We start from the raw sequence: 24861 nt of genomic DNA on the forward strand, positions 1-24861 counted from the left end.
ATGCATTCGGAAATGCGGCTACAAAAAAGACCGCTCGCGGGCGCGGCTGCGGGCCGGATATCCCTTCTGAGAAAACGGCAGCCTAGGAAAAAATCACTCAGCCTGTTTCATTGATCAAAAAATGATCAAAGCGGGTAAACCACAATCGAAGCCTTGCGAATCACGCATAGGTGATTTGAAATCTTGGCTCTTTTAGTTCTTTGCAGCGCAACATACATTCTGCTCATCAAATAGAGGTCAGCGCCGAAGACGGGCTGCTGGCAGGATCAAGCCCTCGGAAAGGGGATTAACATGAACTTCTCTCGCTCTTTCAATAACTGGCGCAAGTATCGTCAGACCGTTACCGAACTCGGCCGCATGACCAACCGCGAATTACATGACCTCGGCATCGACCGTTCGGACATCCAGCGCGTTGCTCGCGAAGCTGCCGCCCGCTAAGTACAGGTAATCGCTGCTCCTCCCAAGCAGATTGCCTTCCCAAAACGCCTGCTGCCTCCGCAGCGGGCGTTTTCTTTTGCCTGCCGGTCAGATCGCCGTAAAGTTACGGAAGTGTTAATTCCCGGCCCGCTCAAAAATCGCGCTCTGCATAATTAGCGGGCACCAGAGTGCACAATTGCATAGCAGACGCCCTTTATTTGCACTGCACAATAGCGAAGACCTCGATTATATAAATGTCAACCGCAGAGACAGCGATCCCGCTGCCTGCATAAGACATCTGAGGAAGAGACCATGAACCCGATCCGCATTGCAAAGAGCTGGATTAGCTACCGCCGTACGCTCAACGAACTTGGCAACCTGTCCAACCAGACGCTCGCCGATATCGGCGTCAGCCGCTACGACATCCGCGGCATTGCGTCCCGCTCGTTCCGCTAATAGTAAGCGGACCATTCTCCAAAACGGCGCCATCAGGCGCCGTTTTCGTTTTTGAGCTTTACTCGTTGTTTATCGGAACCCGACAGCCTTCCGTCAGTTCTCCTTCACGAAAGGAGACCACCCCATGTCAAACCAACTCAATGCCGGGTTTACCGGACAGCCGGTGAACAAGCCCGAAGGCATCAGAAAGACTGCGTCGAACACCGCCTCTGCGGTCAAACGCGAGGTGCAGGCCGTCGCAACGGGTGCGGCCGATCATCCCCATACCGCCAGCTCTGTCGTTGTCGGCATTGGCGTTCTCGCTTTCAGCATCGGCTATCTGCTGGGCCGCCAGTCCGTCGAGACGAACCGTTTCTGGAGGTAACATCATGGCGAGAACCATTTTCGAAAAAGCAACTGACGATGCACGGGCGGAAGATAGTCCGGCTGCCGATGCGCGTCGGCGCGAAATTGTGGACGAAACCTCACGGGCGCTGAATGCCCGACGTAAGGACGCTCCGTCCACAAAAGGTGAAATAGACACGTTCAACGAACATACGGAAGAAACGACTCCCGACGATCTTCCGAACCTTGCTGCACAACGCGAAGCAGCACGCGAACATCGGGATGCCTACATTGTCGATGCCGATCTCGAAGATGTCGACCAGCGCGAAGCATCGCCCGGAACGCGAGAGCAGAGCTGATCACGTTGCGGCGCCAGCAGGCGCCGTTTTTGATTCTATTGTTGGATCGCATGTGCTGGCGTGATATCAGCCGCTAATGACCGATAATTCCTCCTACTCCCCTATTCATGTCATCGGCGGCGGACTCGCCGGCTCCGAAGCTGCGTGGCAAATCGCCAATGCCGGCGTTCCCGTAATCTTGCATGAAATGCGCGGCGTGCGCGGTACGGATGCGCACAAGACCGATGGCCTTGCCGAGCTCGTCTGCTCCAACTCCTTTCGCTCGGATGATGCTACCAGCAATGCCGTGGGCGTCATCCATGCGGAAATGCGCATGGCTGGCTCATTGATCATGGCGTCGGCCGACAAACATCAGGTGCCGGCAGGCGGCGCACTGGCCGTCGACCGCGATGGCTTTTCTGATGCCGTGACCGAGGCGATCCACGAGCATCCGCTGATCACGGTCGTGCGCGAGGAGATTTCCGGCCTGCCGCCGAAGGACTGGGATTTGGCCATTATCGCCACCGGTCCCCTGACCGCGCCGTCGCTGGCAGGCGCCATCCAGGCGGAAACGGGTGAGGATTCTCTTGCCTTTTTCGATGCCATCGCGCCGATCGTTTATCGTGACAGCATCGACATGGACATCTGCTGGTATCAGTCCCGCTACGACAAGGTCGGTCCCGGTGGCACGGGCAAGGACTATATCAACTGCCCGATGACGGAAGAGCAATACAATGCCTTCGTTGACGCGCTGATCGCCGGCGATACAGTCGGTTTCAAGGAGTGGGAAGGCACGCCCTATTTCGACGGGTGCCTGCCAATCGAAGTGATGGCCGAGCGCGGGCGCGAGACGCTGCGCCACGGTCCGATGAAGCCGATGGGCCTCACCAACGCGCATAACCCGACCGTGAAAGCCTATGCCGTCGTGCAGCTTCGCCAGGACAATGCGCTCGGCACCCTCTACAACATGGTCGGCTTCCAGACGAAGCTCAAATATGGCGCCCAGGCCGATATCTTCCGCATGATCCCAGGGCTTGAGAATGCCGAATTTGCCAGGCTCGGCGGTCTGCACCGCAACACCTACATAAATTCGCCCACCCTGCTCGATCCGTCGCTAACTTTGAAATCGCGGCCGGGCCTGCGCTTTGCCGGCCAGATCACCGGCTGCGAAGGTTATGTCGAAAGCGCAAGCGTGGGTCTGCTGGCCGGCCGCTTTGCCGCCGCGGAACGCAAGGGAGAACCAGTTTCGCTTCCCCCCGCAACAACGGCGCTCGGATCGCTTCTTGGCCATATCACCGGCGGCCATCTGGTCACTGACGAGGAGCCGGGTAAACGCTCCTTCCAGCCAATGAATATCAATTTCGGGTTGTTTCCGGAGCTTCAGCCAGGCTCCATCGTCAAGCCTGAAGGCGTCAAGCGCTTTCGGGGCAAGGATAAGACGATCATGAAGCGTCAGCTGATCGCCAAGCGGGCGCTTTCAGATTGCGCCGCCTGGCTCGGGCAGGATGTCGAACGCGCCGAAAGCGCCTGAGTTTAATGGCCGTTCACCGCCGAGGTATTCGGCACAGGCAGTTCCTTGTCCTGCTCGGCAACATAGTTGCCGAGCAGCCAGAGCGAGACTTCTGACGCTTCCTTGGCAGAAGCGAACTCGTAGGTGCCGTTGTGATGGGGGGCGTTGGCAAATTCGATGCTCAGCCCCTTGCCCGTTTCAGACGCCAGAACGCGCACCGTGCCCGGCTCGATCAGATGGCAAGCGAAATGGCGCGACATGTTACGCATGAAGCCCGCCTTGTTGTCATGCAGACGCACGAAGACAGCCTTGCCATCGACTGTCGCCTGAAGCTGACGGATCGCCTCATTGGGGAATGCGCGGCCGAATTCGATGATGGCAAGGCCCGTGTCGTGCAGGCCATCTTCCTTGTTCTGAGCAGCCATGCGCGTCGCCACATAGGCGATGAAGATGACGATGGCGAAAAGAACGCACCAGACGATAATGCCCATGCGGATTCTCCGTTTAGAATGGGTTATGCCTGACATAACGCGCGAGACTTGCGCGAGTTTGACCGTCGTCAGATTTTCTTGCGCATACCGGCAAAAGCCATGCGCATCTGACGGCGCCATTGCGGCTCCTGCAGCGATACTTCCAGAACGGCTGCACCGCGCTTCTGCGCCTTCACCAGCACCGGTTCCGCGAGCGCAACCGGCAGGAAGGCGGGCAGCACCGATGGCGGCAGCGCAGACGCTCTCGCCTTGGCAAGGTGATCGCGACCGAGCCCGGCGAAAGCTTCGATGGCCGCAGAGATGCGCGGCCTATCCGCGCCAGCCAGGAAGCTTTCCCGGTCAAGGCCTGTCGCCGAGAGAATTTCGAGCGGGATATAGACCTGTCCGCGACGTTGATGGAGCGGCATCAGCAGTAACATCCCAGATATAGCCTGCGCCACGCCGGCATGACCGGCGGCATCCGCGGATTTCATCGCCTCTTGCGGGGAAAGGATGAGGCCGGCAAGCTGGATGAGTGCAGAGGCTGTTTCGCCCGCATAGCCTTCCAGCGCGGTTCGGCTTTCCATCGGGTCGTCGTAGAGATCGAAGATCCGCGCCTCGATCATGTTGACGAGCGTCTGGCGTGGAAGCCGATGCGTCTCGACCGCCGAAAGAAGGGCTGCCGCGAGTGGATTGGCATCAGTCGAGCCGTGCGCATTGCCTTCCAGGAGGTCGCGCCAGTACTGCATACGAATTTCGCCGGGCAACGGTTCGTGAACGAGATCGCGGATGCGGGCAAGCTCGGCATTGAAGGCATAAAGGGCGGCGAGCGCACCACGCTTGTCATCAGGTGATAGCAGGCAGGCGAGGTAGCGATCGCGATCGGTGTCGCGCAGCATTGCCAGGCTGATGTCCTGGTTCGTCGTTGGATCGGCCATAATCAGACCGCGATCAGGGCGGCGGCGACGGCACGCTGTTCGGAGAGCATGATGTTGAAGGTGCGCACGGCGGCACCCGTGCTCATTGGATCGGAGGAGATACCGCGCGCTTTGAGGGCGGCACGCAATTCTGCAGGGAGGCGGCGAAGTTCCGTGCCTGTGCCAACGAGCAGGACTTCGATATCGGCGGCTTCTTCGAGCACACGGCGAAAATTTTCCACCGACAACGGCTTCGTCATGTCCATCTCCCAGCCGTGGATGCCCGAGGGCAGGCAGAGGATGGAGCCGCGATGCGACATATCCGCAAACCGGAATCCTCCATTGCCATAGGTGTCTATGGGGGCGCGGCCCGGGAAATGGGCGTCGCGGATTTCAATGCCTTTTGCCATGTATCTACACCACCGGCTTGCCGGATTTCATGCTGATGTCGCCCTCGTCCTTGCCATCGGTCTCGCGGCGCAGCCGGAAAATGATGAGAACAGGCGCTGCTATATAGATGGAGGAGAATGTCCCAAGCGCAACGCCGAAGAGCATGGTGAAAGTAAAGGAGCGGATGACGGCGCCGCCGAAGATGTAAAGCGCAAGCAGCGCAAGCAAGGTCGTGGCGGCCGTCAGGATGGTACGCGAGAGCGTCTGGTTGATCGCTGCATCGATCAGGATCGGCAGCGGCATTTTCCTGTAGCGTTTCAGGTTTTCGCGCATGCGGTCATAGACGACGACGGTATCGTTCAGCGAATAGCCGACGGCGGTCAAAAGGGCCGCGACGCTCGTCAGATTGAATTCCATACCGGTCAGCACGAAGAGACCGAGCATGATGATGACGTCGTGCAATGTCGCGACGATCGCACCGACCGCAAACTGCCATTCGAAGCGTATCCAGATATAGACCAGGATGGCGAACAGGGAGGCAAGGATACCGACCGTTGCCAGCATCGTCAGCTCGCTGGAGACAGCTGCTCCGACGACCTCGACGCGGCGGAAATCGTAGTCCTCGGCCAGTTCGCCGCGAATGAATGTTGCGACCGACTGCTCGGCATTTTCGCCGCCGTCCTGCGAGCCGACACGGATCAGGGCGTTGGCGGCATCGCCGATGCGATCGACACGCACCGGCCCGAGGTTCAGTTCGTTGAGACGGGCGCTCAGATCGGCAATATCGGCATTGCCCTGCTTCGCCTTGACCTCGATCAGCGAGCCGCCGGTAAAGTCGATGCCGAGCTGCAGACCGACCGTTGCGAAGGCGAGCATCGCGGCGATGCAAAGTGCTGCCGACGCCGTGAAGACGTAGCGGCGGATGCCCATGAAACGGATATTGGTGTGCTCGAACAGCCCGGTCAGCGCGCTCTTCGGCAGGTGGCGCGGATGTCGTCTTGCAAGCCAGGCAGTCACCAGCCCGCGCGTCAGCGTAAAAGCCGTCAGAATGGTCGTGAGGATGCCAACAGCCAAAGTCACGGCAAAGCCGCGAATGGATTCACTGCCGACGAAAAACAGAATGACGGCAGCAATGAAGATGGTAACGTTAGCATCGACGATGGTGGCGAAGGCACGCGAGAAGCCGCGCTCCACCGCCTGGGCGAAGGTGGTATGCGGCACCCTCTCCTCTTCGCGGATGCGCTCATAGATCAGCACATTGGAATCCACGGCCATGCCGACGATCAGCACGAGGCCGGCAATGCCTGGGAGCGTCAGGGTCGCACCGGCAACGCTTAGGAATGCAACAATCAGCACCAGATTGAAGCCCAGCGAGACGACGGCGATAATGCCGAGCATGCGATAGAGCGCGGTCATCAGCGCCGCGACCAGCACGACCGCGACAATGCCGGCGACAAGACCGGAGAAGACGGATTCGGAGCCGAAGACCGGGCTGACAGTTCGCTCTTCCACCGATGTGAGTGTTGCAGGCAGCGCGCCGGCCCGTAGCATGACGGCCAGATCCTGAACGCCTTCTTCGGAGAAATTGGCTGATATCTCGCCGCTGCCGTCCGATATCGGCGCTTCGATGACCGGATCAGCCATGACCTGATCATCAAAGACGATGGCAAGGTGTTTTCCGACATTGGCGCTCGTCGCCTGCGCCAGACGCTTCGCCGCCTCGGCATTCAACCGATAGACAATGGCGCTGTCCTGCGTTTGCGGATCGGTCTTGGTATCGACTTCGGCAAAATCGGCGCCTGTCGCAATTACAGTGCGATCAACGAGATAGGGAACCGGCGGATCATCCAGCGAATAAAGCACCTGCGATGTCGCGGGCCAGCGGCCCGCAAGCGCCTGCTGGCCGGTCATGCTTTCGTCAATGAGGTGTAAGGAGAGTGCGGCGGGTTCGTTCAGCAGGTTCTTCAGCCGTTCGGCGTCGACGGAGCCCAGCACCTGCACGGCAATCCGATCGTTGCCGTCAGGACGAACGGTGAAATTCTCTTTGCCGAAACCAGCGATACGGCGGGCTACAATATCGAGCGAGCGGGTCTGCGCAGCAACCGTGTCCGCATCGATCGCCTTGTCGGAGATCTGCAGCGTCAGCTGGCCGTCGTTGCTCTGCTGCAGCGAGATATGGGTTGATGTCAGCGATTTCAGGAGATCGACTGCGGTCTGCAGCTGGGCCATGTCGGTGACCTTGACCGTCACCGTCTGCGCGGTTCCGGCGAGCCCCGTATAACGGATGCCGGCTCCACGAAGCTTTTCACGAACGCTGGCAACCGTTGCTTCCAGCCGGTCCCGGATAATGTCGGAGCGTTCGAGGCGGAGTACGATATGAGAGCCGCCCTGAAGATCGAGACCGAGGGTGACGCGGTCCTGCCGGATCCAACTGGGCAGGGAGGAAAGCTGCGCCTGGCTCAGGAGATTGAGCGCAGCGATGACGATAGCGGCAATCGCAACCAACCAGATCAGAAGTGTTTTCAAGCGGGAAAAATGGTGCATTCTCTCGACTATCTTCCGATCCGGCGGGTGTTGCTATCGCATATTACGCAGCGTCGGCCTTAACCGGCTCGCCCTTCACGCGGACTTCGGAAATGCCGGTGCGGACGATGCGCACGCGCACGCCTTCGGCGATTTCGACTTCGACTTCCTTCTCGTCGACTACCTTCGTGACTTTGCCGACGAGGCCGCCGCCGGTCACGATCTGATCGCCGCGACGGATCGCCTTCAGGGTTTCCTCACGCTTCTTGGCTTGCGCGCGCTGCGGGCGGATGAGCAGGAAATACCAGACCACCATCAGCGGCACGAACAGGATGATCATTTCGAGGCCTGAGCCGCCGAAAGCGCTCGTGGCGTCGGTTGCGCTCTGGGCAAATGCCGGGGTGATAAACATGCTAAGCTCCTCAGGCTGTGGGCGGCGGAACCCCGCCTCTCTTTTCAAGTCGCCGGACTATAGTTGCAGCCTTGATGAATGCAACAAAAACAGCCGGAAAGCGTACCGATTCCGCTGCCTCATAACCTTTCCGCTGTGGAAAGGCCATGGTAGCCCGGCATCAAAAGCGAAAGCGGATGATCGCTGCAATCTATGAAGGAGGCACCCGATGGCCGAAGAAATCAATAGCGTTCTGCTGCAGGAGCTGAAGAGGCTTGCAGATGCAGTCGAACGACTGGCCGGCGCCCCACCTGCTGCCAATGATTGGAACGCCGCCGACTGTTTCGTCTGGTCCCCTGCCCGCCAGTATCTGCAGCCCGTCAAGCGCCCCAATCGCGTGGCGCTGAAGCTCATCCGCGGCGTCGATCATGTGCGCGACATCCTGCACGAAAACACCGTACGTTTTGCCGAGGGCTATGCGGCCAACAACGTGCTGCTCTGGGGCGCGCGTGGCATGGGCAAGTCGTCGCTGGTCAAGGCCGTGCATGAAGATGTGCGCCGCGAGAGCGCCGTATCGCTGAAGCTGGTCGAAGTGCATCGAGAAGACATTGCCAGCCTACCAACGCTACTCGACCTCCTCAAGGACACGCCGCACCGTGTCATCGTCTTCTGTGACGACCTCTCGTTCGACCACGACGACACCGCGTATAAGTCGCTCAAGGCGGCGCTCGATGGTGGCGTAGAAGGGCGTCCGGATAATGTGCTGTTCTATGCCACGTCCAACCGGCGCCACCTGCTGCCGCGCCACATGATGGAAAACGAACAGTCGACCGCGATCAATCCGTCGGAAGCCGTCGAGGAGAAGGTCTCACTCTCCGACCGCTTCGGCCTGTGGCTCGGCTTCCACAAATGCAGCCAGGAAGACTACCTGACGATGATCGATGGCTACGCCGATCATTTCAAGCTCGGTCTCGACCGTGAGAAGATGCATGCCGAGGCGCTGGAATGGGCAACGACCCGCGGCGCCCGCTCCGGCCGCGTCGCCTGGCAATATATCCAGGATCTGGCCGGCCGAATGCGCATCCATCTCGACCACGCTTAAGCACTTCCGGCGCGCGCCGTTATCGAAACCCGCTGCAGAGTTTGCGCCACACGCTTTAAACGACAAAAGCCCGACTGCTGGCCGGGCTTTTGCACTTTCCTGAAACGCTCTACCTGCTCAGGAAATGTCCTCTATTCAAGGAATGTCATCGGGTTGACCGGGGACGCATCCTTGCGAACCTCGAAGTGCACCTGCGGCTGCTTGACGTTGCCGCTCATGCCCGACATGGCGACCGTCTGGCCACGCTGGATCTTCTGGCCGCGGGTGACGCTCAGCGTGTCGGCGTTGCCGTAGACGGTGACGGTCCCGTCGTCGTGACGAACAAGTACCGTGTTGCCGAGTTCCTTCAGGCCATTACCGGCATAGATGACCACGCCGTTTTCAGCAGCCTTGATCGCCGTGCCCTGCGGAACCGAGATATCGATGCCATCATTGCGGCTGCCGTTGACGTTGGCGCCATAAGCAGCGATCACCTGGCCGCGAACCGGCCAGCGATATTTGCCGATGCCGGTTGCTTCCGGAGCGGCAGCGCTGACATCGGACTTCTTCTCGACATCATCGACCGTCTGTGTCGCGGCAGGAGCCTTGTAAGGCGCCGGCTGCGCGGAGGCAGTCTGCACCGGGGCGGCGGCCGGCTGAGCGGGCTTGACCTGCTCGACCTTCTGCGCCGGGATGGAGGCCGTCTTGATCGTGTCGGCGGAAACTCCGCCGTTCGGGATCTTCAGTTCCTGGCCAATGCGGATCGAGCTTGCCGACAGATTGTTGGCTGCCTTGATATCGTCGATGTTGGCGCCCGTCGCCTTGGCGATCTTGGCAAGCGAGTCTCCCTGCTTGACTGTATAGGTGCCCGCAGCGCCATTCGGATTCTTGCCGCCTGCCGGAGGCGCCTTGCCTGTCGGGTCTGCGTTAGCGACGGTCTTGTCGCGAGCCGAATTGGCACCGGGAATGACAGCAACCTTCTGCTCCTGGCCCTTCGTCGGCTGCGGCAGGTTGCCGGGCTTGGAAAGATCAGCGGACTGGGCTGCGGCCTTGGCGGCATTGTTGCCGCCGTTAAAGGTCGGGATGAGGATCGCTTGGCCGGGTTGCGCCGCGGAAGCCGTCTTCAGATTGTTGACGCGCAGGATTTCCTTTTCCGGAACGCCATAGCGGCGGGAAAGGACAGCGATGTTTTCACCCGGACGCAGCGTGACCGACGGCGCATTGGTCCCCGACCAGCCCGAAACCTTCGGCGTCGTGCCCGTCGTCAGCGTATCGGGAGCAACTCTCGGCGCATTCACGCCTGCCGGAGCGATGCGATCGGGTTTCGGAGCAGCCGGAAACGGCTGGGCAAGAGCGACGTCTCTTTCCCGCTGACGGGGAGAAACGGACCCTGCGCTCGGCGGCGCGAGTTCGGTGCGCTGAACGGAAACCGGTGCGGATGCCATCCGTGCGGGGGAGCCCGAGGAGGCGACCGGATCATAGCTCGGGCGGCCCGGATAGGGCTGGTTCATCGCCCCATTCTGAGCGTAGGACGGCTGCATGGCCGAACCACCGAGATCGGCACGCGGCACCGGGTCGCCCTGCGGCCCGTTGAAACTCCTGCGCGGGATCGAATTTGTCGTCATCTGATCCTGCCCGGAAGAGGAAAACAGACTGCCGAAACGTGTTACATCTGAGCTGCAGCCCGTTGCTGCACTCGCCAGCAAGGCGACGACCAGAAGATTGCCGGCCGATTTCCCGAACTTCGGCGAAAGACTGAAACGCATGACTCGACCCACTTAGAACGCAACCATTTGTGAATCTATTAAAGCGCGTTAGTGTTACCATGCGGTTAAGGCGCTGGAATCAGTGCTATATTTTTGAGAACTTGATAACCATAAGTTTGCGGGCGAAAAATCATTGCCCGCCGGGCTTCGCGGGCGGTCGGTCTAACGCGTGTCGCGACCTTCAAATTCGCTTGCCACGCTTCAGATCTTTGTTTCACGCATGTCGTTATCGCAAAACCGCTGCACACTTTTGCGCGACATGCTTTAAAGCTGTGAAGCAAGCCGTGGAACAATCGGCAGATAGGGAGCGTCGAAAAGCTCTTCCCGCTCGAAACGGCTGCCCGTTTTCGTCAGCCGCACCATGCGGCATTCATTCTCGGAGATCATCAGCGGCGCAATCATGGAACCGCCGGACACCAACTGATCGGCATAGAAGCGCGGCATGGAATTGAAGGCAGCAGTGACCAGGATGCGGTCGAAAGTGCCCTCGCCCTGCATGCCGTTGCTGCCGTCGGCCTGACGGATGATGACATTGCGCAGACTGAGCGTTTCCATGCGGCGCTGGGCCGAAAGCGTCAGCGTCTTGTAGCGATCGACCGTCAGGACGCGTTCTGCAATGCGGCCGATGACCGCCGCGGTGAAACCGCTGCCTGTACCAATTTCGAGCACGCGCTGACCGGGGCGGACCTTAAGATGATGCAAAAGGCGGACGACGAAATCGACGCCCTCCAGAAAGGAGCCGCATTCGATCGGGATCGTGCGGCTGGAATAGGCGTTCTCGGTAAATTGCGGTGGTACGAAAAGCGAGCGCGGCGTCTGCTCGACCGCCGTCAGCAGATCGATGTCGGAAATGCCTTCCGCGCGCAATCTCAAGACCAGCGCTGCGAAGCCTTCCTTCTCGGCCAGTTTTGCCGTCAACCCTTTGCTCCGTGTCCGAGGGCCCGCGCCACGCGGTCCGTCACGGAATAATCGGTCAGATCAAGTTTCAAAGGTGTTACTGAAATCCTATTATGCTTGAGAGCGTGAATATCGCTTCCCTCCGTAAAGGCGCCGGCGCGTTCGCCGAATTTCAGCCAGTAATAGGGAAAGCCGCGACCATCCGTGCGCGCATCGACCTGCAGGTTGAAGGCAAGCTTGCCTTGCGCGGTCACGTCAACGCCCTCGACTTCATCCGGACGACAGTTCGGGAAATTGAGGTTCAGGAAGGTGCCCTCGGGCAGATCGACCGTCATCAGCTTTTCGAGCAGCGCCGGAGCATGCGCTTCGCACACCTCCCAAGGCAGGATGCGGGCACCGTCATCATAGATATAGGCCTGGCTAAGCGCGAAGGAGCGCACGCCCTGCATCGTTCCTTCGATGGCGCCGGCAATCGTGCCGGAATAGGTCACGTCGTCGGCGACGTTGGAGCCGGAGTTAACGCCGGACAAGACGAGGTCCGGCTTGATATCCAGCACCTGCTTGATGCCCATGATGACGCAATCGGTCGGCGTGCCGCGCAGCGCATAGTGCTTGTCGGAAATCTTCCGGAGCCTTAGCGGCTCCGAAAGGCTAAGCGAATGGGCGAGGCCGCTCTGGTCGGTTTCGGGCGCGACGATCCAGACATCGTCGGAAAGCGCCCTCGCGATCCGTTCCAGCGCACCCAAGCCTTCGGCATGAATACCGTCGTCATTCGTCAGCAGGATGCGCATTGTTTCAAGCTGCCCGTTCGATCTTCGTCAGACCGCCCATATAGGGCAGCAAAGCGTCCGGAATCGTGACGGAACCATCCTCGTTCAGATAATTTTCCAAGACCGCGATCAGGCAACGACCGACAGCGGTCCCGGAGCCGTTCAGCGTGTGAACGAACTTCGCCGCCTTGTCGTCCTTGCCGCGATAACGGGCGTTCATGCGGCGTGCCTGGAAATCGCCGCAGACCGAGCAGGACGAGATCTCGCGAAAGGCGTTCTGTCCCGGCAGCCAGACTTCGAGATCATAGGTCTTGCGCGAACCGAAGCCCATGTCGCCGGTGCAGAGCGTCATAGTGCGGAAATGCAGGCCGAGACGCTTCAGTACTTCCTCTGCGCAAGCCGTCATGCGCTCGTGTTCGGCAATCGAGCTTTCTGAATCGGTGATCGAGACCAGCTCGCACTTCCAGAACTGATGCTGGCGCAGCATGCCGCGGGTATCGCGACCGGCAGAGCCAGCCTCCGAACGGAAGGACGGAGTGAGAGCGGTGAATCGCAGCGGTAGTTTCTCCTGATCGAGGATCTCCTCGCGCACCAGATTGGTCAGTGTCACTTCTGCCGTCGGGATCAGATAACGGCCGTCCGTCGTCTTGAAGAGGTCCTCTTCGAACTTCGGCAGGCTGCCGGTGCCGAACACCGCCTCGCTCCGCACCATCAACGGCGAAGACACTTCGGTATAGCCGTGCTCGGTCGTGTGAAGATCGATCATGAACTGACCGAGCGCACGTTCAAGCTTTGCCAATTGGCTGGTCAGGACCGTGAAGCGCGAGCCAGAGAGCTTGGCGGCCCGCTCGAAATCCATGTAGCCAAGGGCTTCGCCGATTTCGAAATGCTCCTTCGGTGTATGGTTCCAGCGCGGCTTTTCGCCAATGATGCGGGTCACGACATTATCGTGCTCGTCCTTGCCGACTGGTACTTCATCAAGCGGCACATTTGGAATGCGCGACAGCTGGTCGTTGAGTTCCGCGGAAAGCGCGCGCTCTTCCTCTTCGGCAGCGGGCAGCGTCTCCTTGATCTCGGCGACCTCCGCCTTCAGCTTGTCGGCAAGCTCGGTGTTCTTCTGCCCCATGGCGGCGCCGATCTCCTTGGAGGCGGCGTTGCGGCGGGAGAGCAGGTCCTGCGCCTTCTGCACGGCGGAGCGGCGCTTTTCGTCAAGGGCGATGAGAGATTGCGACAGAGGCTCCGCACCGCGCTTGGCAAGGGCAGCATCGAGAGCCTCGGGATTCTCACGGATCCATTTGATATCGAGCATCGTCGTTCCAGATCGTTTCAACATAAATGAACCGGTCGAGGGAAACCCCGACCGGATGGGAAACGGCAGAACTCAGTGAAATGTCCTGATGCGCTCAGACGCTGTCCGTCTTGGCGACGTCAGAGGATTCGCTGGCCTCTTCAAGCGCCTGTTTGGAACGCTGACGCTCCACGAGTCGTGCCGCGTAGATGGAAATCTCGTAGAGAAGGATCGTCGGCAGCGCAAGACCGATCTGGGACATGGGATCGGGCGGCGTCAGCACCGCAGCGACCACGAAGGCAAGCACGATCGCGAACTTGCGCTTTTCGGCGAGCCATTGCGATGTCAGAAGGCCGACGCGGGCCAGAAGCGTGGTGATGACCGGCAGCTGGAAGACAAGACCGAAGGAGAAGACGAGCGTCATGATGAGGCTCAGATATTCCGAAACCTTCGGCAGGAGCGAGATCGCGACTTCGTCATGGCCCGGCGCCTGCTGCATCGACAGGAAGAACCACATGACCATCGGCGTGAAAAAGAAATAGACCAGCGCGCCGCCCATGAGGAACAGGATGGGCGATGCGATCAGGAACGGCAGGAAAGCCTGTCGTTCGTTCTTGTAGAGGCCAGGAGCGACGAACTTGTAGATCTGTGCTGCGATGATCGGGAAGGCGATCACAAGCCCGCCGAACATGGCGACCTTGACCTGCGTGAAGAAGAACTCCTGCGGCGCCGTATAGATCAGCTGCGCTTTCTCGACATCGAGATTGGCCCAGCTGACGGCAAGCTTGTAGGGGTAGACGAGGTAATTGAAGATGTGCTTGGCGAAGATGAAGCACACGATGAAGGCGATGAAGAAGGCAGCGATCGACCAGATCAGCCGCGTGCGCAGCTCCATCAGGTGCTCGATCAAGGGCTGCGGCTTGTCTTGTATATCACCGCTCATGCCTCGTCCTTCTTCTTTTTAGCGGCCGGCTTTGCAACAGTGGTCGGCTTCTTTGTTGCAGCAGCGCGCTTCGGCTTCTCGACCGGTGATGCGACCAACGCGACCGCGTCAGCTTTGGCTGCAGCCTTCACACGCGGCTTACGCACCGCCTTCGGCTTTTCGGCCACGGCGACCGGAGCAACGGGGGCGGCAGCGACCGGCTGCGGCGCAGGAACGACCGGCGGCGTTTCCGGCAGGCTCATGGACGGCGCCGGCACGGAAACTTCCGCAGGCGGCACTTCCGTCGCAGTCTCGGCGCCATGCTCTAGCGGGCGCTGCTCTGCCGGCTTCTCGACCTTGGTCGAATTCTGCAGGTCGGCCTTGATCTCGTTGCCCATCTGGCGCAGCGGGTTCATCGCCTCGCGCAGGCTATTGACCGGGTTGAGCTTCTGAGCGTCGCTGATCGTGCTCCGCACGTCATCAAGTTCGGCTTCGCGCAGCGCTTCGTCGAACTGGGCACGAAACTCGCCCGCGACCTTGCGGGCACGTGCCGTCATCTTGCCGAAAGCGCGCAGCATCGGCGGCAAATCCTTGGGACCGACAACCACGATCAGAACGACCGCGATAACCAAGAGTTCGGTCCAGCCAATATCGAACATGCAAGGCTCCTGAACGGGCGGCGCGGGGGCTGCGCCCTTTCCCGTACGTAATTACTTCGTTTCGTCGGCCTTGTGATCGACGGTCTTTGCGGTTTCCGGCGCGTCTTCGTCCGTCATGCCCTTCTTGAAGCTCTTGATGCCTTTGGCAACGTCGCCCATCAGTTCGGGGATCTTGCCGCGGCCGAACAACAAAAGCACGATGGCCAGAACGATAAGCCAGTGCCACATGCTAAAAGAACCCATTACCATACTCCCTGTTGCGGTGTTCCCTCGATGTAAGAATTTCCGATCTGGTTTCCAACATCAATCCTTCTGGATTGAGCTTAATGTCACGGTATCGGCCTTTGTGACAAGCCATTCATCTATCGAAAAGTCGTGATTGACATTGTTTTGCGCGGGCGTGGCAAAAGCAAGACCAGCCGTCGCTATTCCTCAGAAGCGCCGCCGGGCGCCAGCAGCCCGAGTTCCTCGAGATCCATCTGAGTGATCGGATCCTCGTCCTCGGTCAGTTCGTCGTTCATGAGGGGCGAAGGAATGTTGAAATTGGCGGGGATGCGACCAGAGAGAAGGCCGGCACCCTTCAGCTCTTCGAGACCCGGCAGGTCGCGCAGTTCCTCGAGGCCGAAATGGTCGAGAAAATCTCGCGTCGTGCCGAGCGTCACCGGCCGGCCCGGCGTGCGGCGGCGGCCACGGAACCGCACCCAGCCCGCTTCCATCAGCACGTCGAGCGTGCCGCGCGAGGTCTGTACGCCCCTGATATCCTCGATCTCGGCGCGCGTCACCGGCTGGTGATAAGCGATGATCGCCAGCACTTCCAGCGCTGCGCGGGAGAGCTTGCGGACCTCATTCTCATCGCGACGGATGAAGAAGGAGAGGTCAGCGGCAGTGCGGAAGGCCCAGGCATCATCGACCTGCACGAGATTGACGCCCCGCGGCGCGTAGTGGTCCTTCAGGCGCAGCATGATCTCGCGCGCATTAAAGCCCTTCGGCAGACGCTCGGTGATGAAGCCTTCGGATACCGGCTGGGCGGAGGCGAAGACCAGCGCTTCGGCTATACGCTCCGCTTCGATCTCCGCCTGCAGATTGCGGAAAGCGTCTTTGCCTTCCCCATCTTCACCTTCAAAGTCCTCGTCCTGCGCGCCGATCAATCCGACTGCTCCTGTTCGACCACCTGCAGGGTGGCATGTTTCGGGCCGCGGCGCATATAGATCGGCTGGAAGGCGCCATCCTGGCGGATTTCCAGCTTGCCCTCGCGCACCAGCTCCAGCGAGGCGGCGAAGGCGCTGGCGACAGCGGTAACACGCTCGGCAGGGCTTGCGAGGTAACGCAGCAGATATTGCTCGAGCGCCGTCCAGTCGACGATATCGCCGATCATCTGGGTCAGCAGTTCGCGGGCATCAGTCAGCGACCAGACGTTGCGGCGCTCGATCGTCACCTGTGTGATCGCGTGACGCTGCCGCAACGACGCATAAGCGCTCAGCAGATCGTAGAGATTGGCATCATAATCGGACTGATGGCGAGCGGGAATATGCTCTGGCGCGCCGCGGGCGAAGATATCCCGGCCGAGCCGGTTGCGATTGACGAGACCGTCGGCCACCTGGCGCATCGCTTCCAATCGCTTGAGACGGAAGGCGAGCGTTGCAGCCATCTCCTCACCCGAGGGGCCGTCGTCCTTGACCTGCTGCGGGATCAGCAGCCGCGACTTCAGGTAAGCGAGCCAGGCCGCCATGACGAGATAATCGGCAGCCAGCTCGATACGAATACGGCGCGCGGTTTCGATGAACTGCAGATATTGTTCCGCAAGGGCGAGAACGGAAATCCGCGACAGATCGACCTTCTGGTTGCGGGCCAGGTAAAGCAGCAGGTCGAGCGGGCCTTCGAAGCCCGCGACATCGATCACAAGGGCCGGCTCATGCGTAGCGCGCTCAGCGCCATTCTCCTGCCACAGCTTGTCCATCGGCGTCGATGCCACCTGGGACCGCTCTGTACCCTTGATCGTGTTCACCCTACCCTGCCTTTCCGGTCGTCCCTCATGCTATTGCGAAGATGGCGTCGAATTCCGCCCTTATCACCGCCTCTTCCGCAGAATCCGGCGTGGGGAAGCCATCCTCGACGGCCTTCGCCCGTCCACGCGCAGGGCCTGTCAGCGGCGGTACATTTGCCACGACCTGACGCATCTCGTCCATATGACCGTTGCAGTGCAGCACGATATCGCAGCCGCCTGCAATGATATTCGCCGCTCGTTCACCGATCGTGCCGGCGAGCGCGTTCATCGAGGTATCGTCCGACAGCAACAGTCCCTTGAAGCCGATCTCTGTGCGGATCACCTCATCGATCACCTTGCGGGAGGTGGTCGCCGGATTATCGGGGTCGATGGCCGTGAAGACGACATGGCAGGTCATTGCCATCAACTCGTCCTTCATGGCGATGAAGGGCGGGAAGTCGTGCGCTTCCAGCTCCTCGCGCGACACCGTTACAACGGGCAGCTCCAGATGTGAATCCGCAAAACCGCGCCCATGCCCCGGCATGTGCTTCATGACGGGCAGCAGGCCGCCCGCTTTCAGCCCTTCGGCAGCAGCCCGGCCCATTTCCGTAACAGTGACGGGATCGCCGCCATAGGCCCTGTTGCCGATGACATTGCTGCTGCCTTCGACCGGCACGTCCAGCACCGGCAGGCAATCGACATTGATGCCGAACCTCTGGAGATCGAAGGCGTGCAGGCGCGACATCAGCCAAGCGGCGCGCAGCCCAAGCGCTCGATCGCGGCGATAAAGGTCGCCAAGCGCCTGCCCCGGCGGATAGTGCTGCAGGATTGGCGGGCGGATGCGCTGAACGCGACCGCCTTCCTGGTCGATCAGCACGGGCGCATGCCAGCCGACGCAGTCGCGCAGCTCGGCAATGAGATCGCTGATCTGCTGGGCTTCGGAAATGTTACGTCCGAAGAGGATGAAGCCCCACGGTCGTTCTGCCCTATAGAAGGCCTTCTCTTCGTCGGTCAGCTTGAGGCCGCTGCAGCCAAGGATCGTTGCTTTTGATTCGGTCATGCTCGAATCATAAGGACCGCCACGCGAATTGCGAGCAAGGTCAAGCGCCATCCCACAAAAAAGAACGGCGGGACAAGCCCGCCGTTGCGATAAAGAAAGCCAGAAAGCTTACTTGGAGATCAGGCAGCTTCCGCCGGCGGAGCGATACTGCTCGCAAAGGACGGCAGCTTCATCCTTGGAGCCGGCCGGGATGCGAACGCGGTAGAAGGTACCCTTTCCGGCAATATCAGCCTTGCGAATTTCGTAGGCGCGGCCACCGAGCACGCCGGCGAACTTCTTCGACAGGCTGGCGTAGGACTTCTTTGCCTCATCCTCAGACGGCAGCGATGCAATCTGGATACCGTAGCCACCGCTGGCGGCAGCCGGAGCCTGCTGTGCCGGCGGGGCAGCGGCTGCTGCAGATGCCGAAGCGGCCTGCGTCGGCTTCTGCTGAGCCGTTGGGCGGACATTGCCGTTTTCGGTTACCGTGCCGACGACATTGACCGGCTGTTCGACCGGCCGGGCCGTCGGGACGGGTGCCGTATCCGTCGTCGCAGCCGATGCTGCATCGGTGACCGATGTCGTCTTGACCGCGCGAACCGGCGGGTCGACCTTATCGGCGTTGGCGGCGCTTACCTCAGCCACTTTCGCCGTCTGAGAGGGCTGGGCTGCAGGCGCTGCTCCGACGGGCGGAAGAGCGGCGGACGCAACCTGATTGCCGTTCTGATTCCCGGTGCTAGCCGGGAAGCTCGCGGCGGACGGTGTCGCGGCCGGCTGGGCTGCAGGCGTTGCCGATGCAACTTCTTTTGCCGGCGCGGACTGCTCGGCAGGTGCCGGCTCTTCGCGGGCAACGAGCGTGCCGTCCGGCTTGACGATCATCGTGCGGACCTTGCGTGGCGAGACGGAAGGCGTTGCATCATCATTGGCCGTGGAGGCATCCGCAGTCGCGTTGTGGTCCGGCAGCAGCCGCGGATCCTGCGTCTCGCCGACGGCAGTCGGCAGCACCGAATCGCCGTTGCCTTCATCGTCATCAGGCGAGACTTCAGGCGTCAGCGTACGCTGAACGACATCGACCGGCTGTTCGTCGGAGGAGACCAGAGCCTTCTGTTTCGGCTCTTCGGCAGCGCCCGCGACACGATCATAGACGGCCTTGTCCTGGTTTGGCACGGTCTTGCCACCCGGATTTTCGGGAGCGACCTTTACCGGATCCTTATCGGCAGTGATGACGCGCGGTTCGCCGGAACCGGCGATGCCGAGGCCGGAACCGTTGGACACCCAACTGTAGACGCCATATGCGCCCCCAGCAAAAACGACCAGCATGGCGGCTGCAGCCAGCAGGCGGCGCATGGAGCGGGCGCGGTTGAAATCCGCGGTCTGGCTTGCGGATTCGATATGGACTTCGGAAACGTTCTCGCGGCGTTCGACCGGCTCGCGCACGCTGCGGCGGAAGTCCTCTTCCAGCGCGCGTTCGAAATCATCAAGACCGTCAACAAAGGCGGTGCTTGCCGGCCTGGCCGCAGTGGCGGCCGTTGCAGCAGCAGTCGGAGGCGCCCAGGCAGGGGCGATCGGCGCCTTTTCGTGGCGTTTGGCGGGCTCGAAGAAGCTTGCGATCTCGGCATCGAGATCGAAATCGAAGTCGGCGGTCTTGGCGATCGGTTCCGGATGCTCGACAGGCGGCAGCGTCGGAACATGCATGTCCTCAACCGTCTCGGGACGATCTTCCGGATCGGAGATCATCGAGGGATCGAAGGGCAGATCCTCGGTGGATTCACTTGCCGGCACCGGCTTGGCGTAGCTCACGGGTGCTGGCTGCGGCTCCGGCACGAAAACCGGCGCGGCTTGTGGCTGCGAACGTGGCGTAGGCTGAGCTGCGACCAAGGGCGCTGCACGCACGGGCTCGGGTTTGGGCTGCGGAGCCGGCGGCTCGGAGAAATCGAGATCGGCGAGTTCCAGCTCGATGCCGGCGAGATCCAGCTCGAAATCGTGGCCGGCAAAGGGATCTTCGGCTTCCATTTCCGGCTGACGTACGACCGGCGCGGGCGCGATAGGCTGCGAGACCGGCTCTGCTGGCTCCCGAACCGCCGGCTTCGGCGCTTCGGGCTGGCGAAGAACGGGAGTCGCACGGCTCATCGGCACGGGCGCGATCACCGTCGGCTGCGCAGGTGCGCGAGCAACGGGCGCTTCGAAGACAGGAGCCTCAAAGACGGGAACCTCGAAAACAGGCGCGGCAGTTGCCTCTACCGGCTGCGGCGCCACAACAAGTTCGGGTGTCGCGCGCTGGGGCACCGGATAACGGGAGACATCCGCCAAGAGATCGTCGAGATCGAAGGTACCCGAATCGGAGGCTGGCTTCGGCAGCGCTTCCGTCAGGCCAGCATCGGCGTGAACGTCGCCTTCGGCTGTAGCGGCAATCAGATCGAACCCGGCATTGTCGGGTTCGCCAGGCTCTTCGAAGGCAGCGACATCTTCGGCCGTTGCGACAGGCTGGTCAGGAAGGGCGACTTCCTCGTGGCGATCGATCTCGGCCGGAAAACCAAAGGATGCCGCAACCGGCTCGAAATCCGCGGCTTCACCCCCCGCGACCGGTAGAGTCTCGTCGGCTACCTTAGGCGCACCCACTTCGGATTCGACCGTCAATTCCGGCTCGGCCGCAAATTCAGGTTCGACAGCGAGGGCATCAACCGAAGCCTGAGCCGGCTCAAGAACGGGTGAATCGACGATAGGAGCCTCGACGACGGGCTCGGAAAGAACCGGCTCTTCGCGACGCGGTGCGTGAAAATTAGCGAGTGGCAGACGAATGCTGGCAGCCGACCACTGCGGCGCCTTCGCCGGTGGCTGAACGGCCGGAGCGACGGAGCTGCCGATCGAAAGCTCAAGCTCTTCGATCAGATCGCGGGCGCCACCATAGGCCGTGAAGGTAACAGGAGGTTCTTCGGGAACAGCGACCGGCTTCGACGGAGTGGGAGCCCAATCGGTGGCGACAGGCGCTTCCCATTCGGCTGCGACGGGTTCAGGCGCAGCTACTTCGGGCGCTGCGGAAGCTTCCTCAAAAAATTCCGGCTCGACGACAGGTGCCTCGAAATCGGACACAACCGATGGGACAAGTTCTTCGCCGATGGAGGGCACGTCCTCGTGGACAGGCTCGACATAGTCGTAGGTTTCGACTTCCTGAGCGATTGGCTCGGCCGGATGATCGAGAGCAGCCAAAGGACGCGGCGCGTCATAGCGCTCGAACTCACGGAGAAGCTCGTCCTCGAGATTGAGAGCCGGCTCCTGCCGTGCGGGTTCGCTTACGGTATTGGCCGCGACGCGAGGTTCAAAGCCAACAATACGAGCGAGTTCTGCCAACGGATCGTCGTCGGCAAACATATCGTCTTTACCACGCGTGTCATACGCAAGTCGTTTATCAGCCATGCCCATCCCACTCAGAAACGCAAACACTCAAATGCCAGCGCATTGTGGGGAAATGGTGACGTTATCGCATTTCGTCCGGTGCGGCAGTGCCTGTAATGGCAAGTCCCGACTTCAAAACCGACGCGACGGCGTACACCAGCCCAAGTCTGGCAATACTTGATTCTCGGTTCTTATCGTTAACAAATCGTAATTCCGTCTGATCTTTACCTTTGTTCCAGTGGGCGTGGAAGGCGCTGGCAAGATCATAGAGGTAAAAAGCGATGCGATGCGGCTCCTGAGACTGGGCTGCACTTTCGACGATACGCGGGAATTCTGCAGCCTTGGCAATCAGCTGCAATTCGGCGGAATCCGTAATGCCTGCAACGGATTGCGCCAAAAGCTCGGGCGTCGGGGCGAGATCGGCGAAGGCTTCCTTCGCCTGCCGGAAGACGGACATGCAGCGGGCATGCGCATACTGCACGTAAAAGACCGGATTATCTTTGGATTGTTCCGTTACTTTGGCAAAATCGAAGTCCAACGGCTCCGAGTTCTTGCGGTAAAGCATCATGAAGCGGACCGAATCACGCCCGACTTCGTCGACGACATCGCGCAATGTGACAAAATCGCCCGAACGCTTCGACATCTTAACCGGCTCACCATCGCGGTAGAGCTTGACGAGCTGGCAGAGCAACACCGTCAGCTTCGCCTTACCGTCGGAGACGCCACGTGCAACTGCCTCGAGGCGCTTGACGTAGCCGCCGTGGTCGGCGCCGAGCACATAGATCATTTCGTTGAAGCCACGGTCGAACTTGTTCTTGAAGTAGGCGACGTCCGCAGCGAAATAGGTATAGGAGCCGTCCGACTTGATGAGCGCACGGTCGATATCATCACCGACCTCGGTCGAGCGGAAGAGAGTCTGTTCGCGGTCTTCCCAATCCTCAGGCAACTGGCCCTTCGGCGGCGGCAGCGTGCCCTTGTAGACATAGCCTTTGAAGGTCAGGTCGTTGATGGCGGTGCGGATCGCGGCCGCACCATTGGCATGCAGCGTACGCTCCGAGAAGAAGATGTCGTGATGGACGTTGAGGGCGGCCAGATCCTCGCGGATCATCACCATCATCATTTCGATGGCGCGATCCTTGACGATCGGCATCCACTGCTCTTCCGGCATGTTGTGCAGGCGCACGCCATATTCGGCAGCGAGCGATTCTCCGACCGGAACGAGATAGTCGCCGGGATAGAGACCGGATGGAATCTCGCCGATCTTCTCACCGAGCGCCTCGCGGTAACGCAGGAAGACGGAGCGCGCGAGCACATCGATCTGCGAGCCAGCGTCGTTGATGTAATATTCCTTGACGACATCGTAACCGGCAAAGGCGAGCAGGTTTGCCAGCGCATCGCCGACGACAGCGCCGCGGCAATGGCCGACATGCATGGGGCCGGTCGGATTTGCCGAGACATATTCGACGTTGACCTTCTTGCCCTGCCCCAGTGCCGAGCGGCCGTAGCCGGTGCCCGATTGGATCATCGAGGCAAGCAGGCGCTGCCAGTAGCCGACGGAGAGCCGGATATTGATGAAACCCGGGCCGGCGACCGAAACCTCGGCGACGTCGGTGTCTTCCTGCAGCTTGGCAATGATGATTTCGGCAAGCGCACGCGGATTGGTGCCGAGCGGCTTGGCAAGCACCATGGCAGCGTTGGTCGCCACATCGCCATGGCTCGCATCACGCGGCGGCTCTACGGCAATGCGACCGAAATCGAGCTCGGATCGCTTTTCCTTGACCAGATCGAGCTGTTCAAGGGCGTTTTTAATCCTGGCTTCGAAATCGGTAAAAAGGTTCATCGCACTCTTCCATGCACAGGCTGTGCCAACAGGTTTGCCGGCGGCTGCCGGGCGCCCGCTGCCTATCGCAAATCCGGAGTGTGGTCAAACAATCGCCTGTGGGCACTGATGGCATAGGTATCTGTCATGCCGGCCAGATAGTCCCCAACATGGCGGGCTTTCGGCGCGTCGGAAAGACCGGCGATATGGTCGATCCAATAATGGCTCTGCATCTCCTTGGGATTGGCCATATAGGCACCGAAGAGATCCTTGACGATCTGAGCGGCACCGGCACGGATGCGCATGATATCGGCATTCCGGTAGATGCGCTTGAAGAGCATCGCCTTGATCTGCCTGTCGGTCTCGGCCATCTCGTCCGAAAAAGTTGCCATTACGTGATCCGCATTGCGGATATCGTCGGCGCTTTGCGGGTTCAGCTCTGCCAGGCGCTTCTGCGCTACGCCGATAACATCCTCCACCATGCGCGTGATCTGACGGCGCATGATTTCATGCGTGAAGCGGCTCGGCTCCAGATGCGGATAGCGCTCCCTCACCTCAGCCATCAGCCTGGCAAGGAACGGGATTTCCTCCAGCATCTCGAAATTGAGATAGCCCGAGCGCAGCCCGTCATCGATATCATGCGTATTGTAGGCAATATCGTCGGCGATCGCTGCAACCTGGGCTTCAAGGCTCGCGTAGGTCGCCAATTCCAGGTCGTGCAGTTCGCAATAGTCGAGTATCGGCTGCGGCACCGGCCCTCGCGTGCCGACACCATCGGCCGTCAGCAGCGGACCGTTGTGCTTGACGAGACCCTCCAGGCTTTCCCATGTCAGGTTGATGCCGTCGAAATCGGCATAGCGTCGCTCGAGTTTCGTCACGATGCGCAAAGACTGGGCATTGTGATCGAAGCCGCCATAGGGCAGCAATTCCTCGTGCAGCGCATCTTCTCCGGTATGACCGAAGGGCGTGTGGCCGAAGTCATGGACGAGCGCCACGCCCTCCGCGAGATCCTCGTCGACCTTGAGAGCGCGGGCAAGCGCTCGGGCGATCTGAGCCACCTCGATCGTATGCGTGAGGCGTGTTCGGTAGTGATCGCCATCCTGGGCGATGAAGACCTGCGTCTTGTGCTTCAGGCGGCGGAAGGCCGTCGTATGGACGATGCGATCACGGTCACGCTGGAAATCGGACCGTGTCGGGCTGCCGCTCTCCGGATAGAGACGCCCGCGCGAATTCCATGGATCTGCCGCATAGACCGCCCGTTCGCCATAACCGAAACCCAATGCATGCCTGTCGAAGCTCATTCTTCACCGTCACTAACGCGTTGCGACCTTGCCCATTGACGCCGCTTTCCGCTCTTCATACCTATAGCTTACAGAAACGGCAAAGAGGCGCTTTGTCGACCGCTTCGCCAGATCCTGTCCTTTATGGAAGGATCATGATAAGTTTCTTTGATATCATGCGTTTGAATATCAAACGTCCAAATTAGATTCTCTCCGGATCTTGACCC

The 24861-nt window shown here is 60.4% G+C and carries 24 protein-coding genes; 6 read left to right on the top strand and 18 right to left on the bottom strand.

Features of this window, described 5'->3' with window-relative positions; genetic code table 11:
- Positions 1–291 precede the first annotated feature (291 nt).
- The 5 genes from FHT92_RS00925 (at position 292) to trmFO (ending at position 3066) form a co-directional block, all read left to right on the top strand.
- Positions 292–438, top strand: a complete 147-nt coding sequence (locus tag FHT92_RS00925) for a DUF1127 domain-containing protein (protein ID WP_183821980.1) — start codon at positions 292–294, stop codon at positions 436–438.
- Positions 439–729: 291 nt separating this feature from the next.
- Positions 730–873 carry a DUF1127 domain-containing protein gene (locus FHT92_RS00930; protein WP_112545790.1) on the top strand — a complete coding sequence of 48 codons (144 nt, stop codon included), beginning with the start codon at positions 730–732 and terminating at the stop codon, positions 871–873.
- A 124-nt stretch (positions 874–997) separates the two neighbouring features.
- Positions 998–1237, top strand: a complete 240-nt coding sequence (locus FHT92_RS00935; RefSeq protein WP_183743600.1) for a hypothetical protein — start codon at positions 998–1000, stop codon at positions 1235–1237.
- 4 nt (positions 1238–1241) lie between these two features.
- Entirely contained in the window at positions 1242–1556 is a 315-nt protein-coding gene (locus FHT92_RS00940) for a hypothetical protein (RefSeq protein ID WP_183823869.1), read from the top strand.
- Between the two features lie 76 nt (positions 1557–1632).
- Positions 1633–3066, top strand: coding sequence for a methylenetetrahydrofolate--tRNA-(uracil(54)-C(5))-methyltransferase (FADH(2)-oxidizing) TrmFO (gene trmFO, locus FHT92_RS00945; RefSeq protein WP_183821982.1), 1434 nt, complete (start codon positions 1633–1635; stop codon positions 3064–3066).
- A 2-nt stretch (positions 3067–3068) separates the two neighbouring features.
- On the opposite strand, the gene FHT92_RS00950 is transcribed toward trmFO, so the two are convergent.
- The 5 genes from FHT92_RS00950 to yajC form a co-directional block, all read right to left on the bottom strand.
- Positions 3069–3536: a hypothetical protein gene (locus FHT92_RS00950; RefSeq protein WP_183821984.1), complete on the bottom strand. Its 468-nt coding sequence runs from the start codon at positions 3534–3536 to the stop codon at positions 3069–3071.
- Positions 3537–3604: 68 nt separating this feature from the next.
- Complete coding sequence (locus FHT92_RS00955) at positions 3605–4459, bottom strand: phytoene/squalene synthase family protein (protein WP_409527140.1); 855 nt, start codon at positions 4457–4459, stop codon at positions 3605–3607.
- Entirely contained in the window at positions 4456–4842 is a 387-nt protein-coding gene (locus FHT92_RS00960) for an Mth938-like domain-containing protein (protein WP_183743608.1), read from the bottom strand. Before FHT92_RS00960 ends, FHT92_RS00955 begins: the two co-directional genes overlap by 4 nt.
- Before the next feature lie 4 nt (positions 4843–4846).
- On the bottom strand, positions 4847–7366 hold the full coding sequence (gene secDF / locus FHT92_RS00965) for a protein translocase subunit SecDF (RefSeq protein WP_183821986.1): 2520 nt from the start codon (positions 7364–7366) through the stop codon (positions 4847–4849).
- Positions 7367–7409: 43 nt separating this feature from the next.
- Positions 7410–7757 carry a preprotein translocase subunit YajC gene (yajC, locus tag FHT92_RS00970; protein WP_007813582.1) on the bottom strand — a complete coding sequence of 116 codons (348 nt, stop codon included), beginning with the start codon at positions 7755–7757 and terminating at the stop codon, positions 7410–7412.
- A 208-nt stretch (positions 7758–7965) separates the two neighbouring features.
- Between yajC and FHT92_RS00975 the strand changes: the two genes are divergently transcribed.
- Positions 7966–8838: an ATP-binding protein gene (locus tag FHT92_RS00975; protein WP_183821987.1), complete on the top strand. Its 873-nt coding sequence runs from the start codon at positions 7966–7968 to the stop codon at positions 8836–8838.
- Positions 8839–8969: 131 nt separating this feature from the next.
- Here FHT92_RS00975 and FHT92_RS00980 read toward each other — a convergent pair whose 3' ends face one another.
- From FHT92_RS00980 to FHT92_RS01040, 13 genes are all read right to left on the bottom strand, one after another.
- A complete protein-coding gene (locus FHT92_RS00980) occupies positions 8970–10583 on the bottom strand; it encodes a M23 family metallopeptidase (RefSeq protein ID WP_183821989.1) in 1614 nt (537 codons plus the stop codon).
- 264 nt (positions 10584–10847) lie between these two features.
- Positions 10848–11501, bottom strand: a complete 654-nt coding sequence (locus tag FHT92_RS00985; protein ID WP_183821991.1) for a protein-L-isoaspartate(D-aspartate) O-methyltransferase — start codon at positions 11499–11501, stop codon at positions 10848–10850.
- Entirely contained in the window at positions 11498–12271 is a 774-nt protein-coding gene (gene surE / locus FHT92_RS00990; RefSeq protein ID WP_183821993.1) for a 5'/3'-nucleotidase SurE, read from the bottom strand. The genes FHT92_RS00985 and surE overlap by 4 nt, the downstream gene beginning before the upstream one ends.
- Before the next feature lie 4 nt (positions 12272–12275).
- Positions 12276–13559 (bottom strand): serine--tRNA ligase, encoded by a 1284-nt coding sequence (gene serS / locus FHT92_RS00995; protein WP_183821995.1) that lies wholly within the window; start codon positions 13557–13559, stop codon positions 12276–12278.
- A gap of 94 nt (positions 13560–13653) precedes the next feature.
- Positions 13654–14481: a twin-arginine translocase subunit TatC gene (gene tatC / locus FHT92_RS01000; RefSeq protein WP_183821997.1), complete on the bottom strand. Its 828-nt coding sequence runs from the start codon at positions 14479–14481 to the stop codon at positions 13654–13656.
- Entirely contained in the window at positions 14478–15119 is a 642-nt protein-coding gene (gene tatB, locus FHT92_RS01005) for a Sec-independent protein translocase protein TatB (RefSeq protein ID WP_183743624.1), read from the bottom strand. The genes tatC and tatB overlap by 4 nt, the downstream gene beginning before the upstream one ends.
- Before the next feature lie 51 nt (positions 15120–15170).
- Positions 15171–15362: a twin-arginine translocase TatA/TatE family subunit gene (locus FHT92_RS01010; protein WP_183743626.1), complete on the bottom strand. Its 192-nt coding sequence runs from the start codon at positions 15360–15362 to the stop codon at positions 15171–15173.
- Between the two features lie 182 nt (positions 15363–15544).
- Positions 15545–16267 (bottom strand): SMC-Scp complex subunit ScpB, encoded by a 723-nt coding sequence (scpB, locus tag FHT92_RS01015; protein WP_183743627.1) that lies wholly within the window; start codon positions 16265–16267, stop codon positions 15545–15547.
- Positions 16264–17124: a segregation and condensation protein A gene (locus FHT92_RS01020; protein ID WP_183743629.1), complete on the bottom strand. Its 861-nt coding sequence runs from the start codon at positions 17122–17124 to the stop codon at positions 16264–16266. The genes scpB and FHT92_RS01020 overlap by 4 nt, the downstream gene beginning before the upstream one ends.
- A 25-nt stretch (positions 17125–17149) precedes the next feature.
- Positions 17150–18163: a beta-N-acetylhexosaminidase gene (nagZ, locus tag FHT92_RS01025; RefSeq protein ID WP_183821999.1), complete on the bottom strand. Its 1014-nt coding sequence runs from the start codon at positions 18161–18163 to the stop codon at positions 17150–17152.
- A gap of 108 nt (positions 18164–18271) precedes the next feature.
- On the bottom strand, positions 18272–21556 hold the full coding sequence (locus FHT92_RS01030; protein ID WP_183822001.1) for an SPOR domain-containing protein: 3285 nt from the start codon (positions 21554–21556) through the stop codon (positions 18272–18274).
- A gap of 61 nt (positions 21557–21617) precedes the next feature.
- Positions 21618–23375, bottom strand: a complete 1758-nt coding sequence (gene argS, locus FHT92_RS01035; RefSeq protein WP_183822003.1) for an arginine--tRNA ligase — start codon at positions 23373–23375, stop codon at positions 21618–21620.
- Between the two features lie 62 nt (positions 23376–23437).
- A complete protein-coding gene (locus FHT92_RS01040) occupies positions 23438–24655 on the bottom strand; it encodes a deoxyguanosinetriphosphate triphosphohydrolase (RefSeq protein ID WP_183822005.1) in 1218 nt (405 codons plus the stop codon).
- Positions 24656–24861: the final 206 nt, after the last annotated feature.

The sequence above is a fragment of the Rhizobium sp. BK377 genome (assembly GCF_014193935.1).
Classification (GTDB): Bacteria; Pseudomonadota; Alphaproteobacteria; order Rhizobiales; family Rhizobiaceae; genus Rhizobium.

Coding starts and splice junctions, on each gene's coding strand:
- FHT92_RS00925 (WP_183821980.1), top strand. CDS start 292: ATGAACTTCTCTCGCTCTTTCAATAACTGGCGCAAGTATCGTCAGACC.
- FHT92_RS00930 (WP_112545790.1), top strand. CDS start 730: ATGAACCCGATCCGCATTGCAAAGAGCTGGATTAGCTACCGCCGTACG.
- FHT92_RS00935 (WP_183743600.1), top strand. CDS start 998: ATGTCAAACCAACTCAATGCCGGGTTTACCGGACAGCCGGTGAACAAG.
- FHT92_RS00940 (WP_183823869.1), top strand. CDS start 1,242: ATGGCGAGAACCATTTTCGAAAAAGCAACTGACGATGCACGGGCGGAA.
- trmFO (WP_183821982.1), top strand. CDS start 1,633: ATGACCGATAATTCCTCCTACTCCCCTATTCATGTCATCGGCGGCGGA.
- FHT92_RS00950 (WP_183821984.1), bottom strand. CDS start 3,536: ATGGGCATTATCGTCTGGTGCGTTCTTTTCGCCATCGTCATCTTCATC.
- FHT92_RS00960 (WP_183743608.1), bottom strand. CDS start 4,842: ATGGCAAAAGGCATTGAAATCCGCGACGCCCATTTCCCGGGCCGCGCC.
- secDF (WP_183821986.1), bottom strand. CDS start 7,366: ATGCACCATTTTTCCCGCTTGAAAACACTTCTGATCTGGTTGGTTGCG.
- yajC (WP_007813582.1), bottom strand. CDS start 7,757: ATGTTTATCACCCCGGCATTTGCCCAGAGCGCAACCGACGCCACGAGC.
- FHT92_RS00975 (WP_183821987.1), top strand. CDS start 7,966: ATGGCCGAAGAAATCAATAGCGTTCTGCTGCAGGAGCTGAAGAGGCTT.
- FHT92_RS00980 (WP_183821989.1), bottom strand. CDS start 10,583: ATGCGTTTCAGTCTTTCGCCGAAGTTCGGGAAATCGGCCGGCAATCTT.
- surE (WP_183821993.1), bottom strand. CDS start 12,271: ATGCGCATCCTGCTGACGAATGACGACGGTATTCATGCCGAAGGCTTG.
- serS (WP_183821995.1), bottom strand. CDS start 13,559: ATGCTCGATATCAAATGGATCCGTGAGAATCCCGAGGCTCTCGATGCT.
- tatC (WP_183821997.1), bottom strand. CDS start 14,481: ATGAGCGGTGATATACAAGACAAGCCGCAGCCCTTGATCGAGCACCTG.
- tatB (WP_183743624.1), bottom strand. CDS start 15,119: ATGTTCGATATTGGCTGGACCGAACTCTTGGTTATCGCGGTCGTTCTG.
- FHT92_RS01010 (WP_183743626.1), bottom strand. CDS start 15,362: ATGGGTTCTTTTAGCATGTGGCACTGGCTTATCGTTCTGGCCATCGTG.
- nagZ (WP_183821999.1), bottom strand. CDS start 18,163: ATGACCGAATCAAAAGCAACGATCCTTGGCTGCAGCGGCCTCAAGCTG.
- FHT92_RS01030 (WP_183822001.1), bottom strand. CDS start 21,556: ATGGCTGATAAACGACTTGCGTATGACACGCGTGGTAAAGACGATATG.
- argS (WP_183822003.1), bottom strand. CDS start 23,375: ATGAACCTTTTTACCGATTTCGAAGCCAGGATTAAAAACGCCCTTGAA.
- FHT92_RS01040 (WP_183822005.1), bottom strand. CDS start 24,655: ATGAGCTTCGACAGGCATGCATTGGGTTTCGGTTATGGCGAACGGGCG.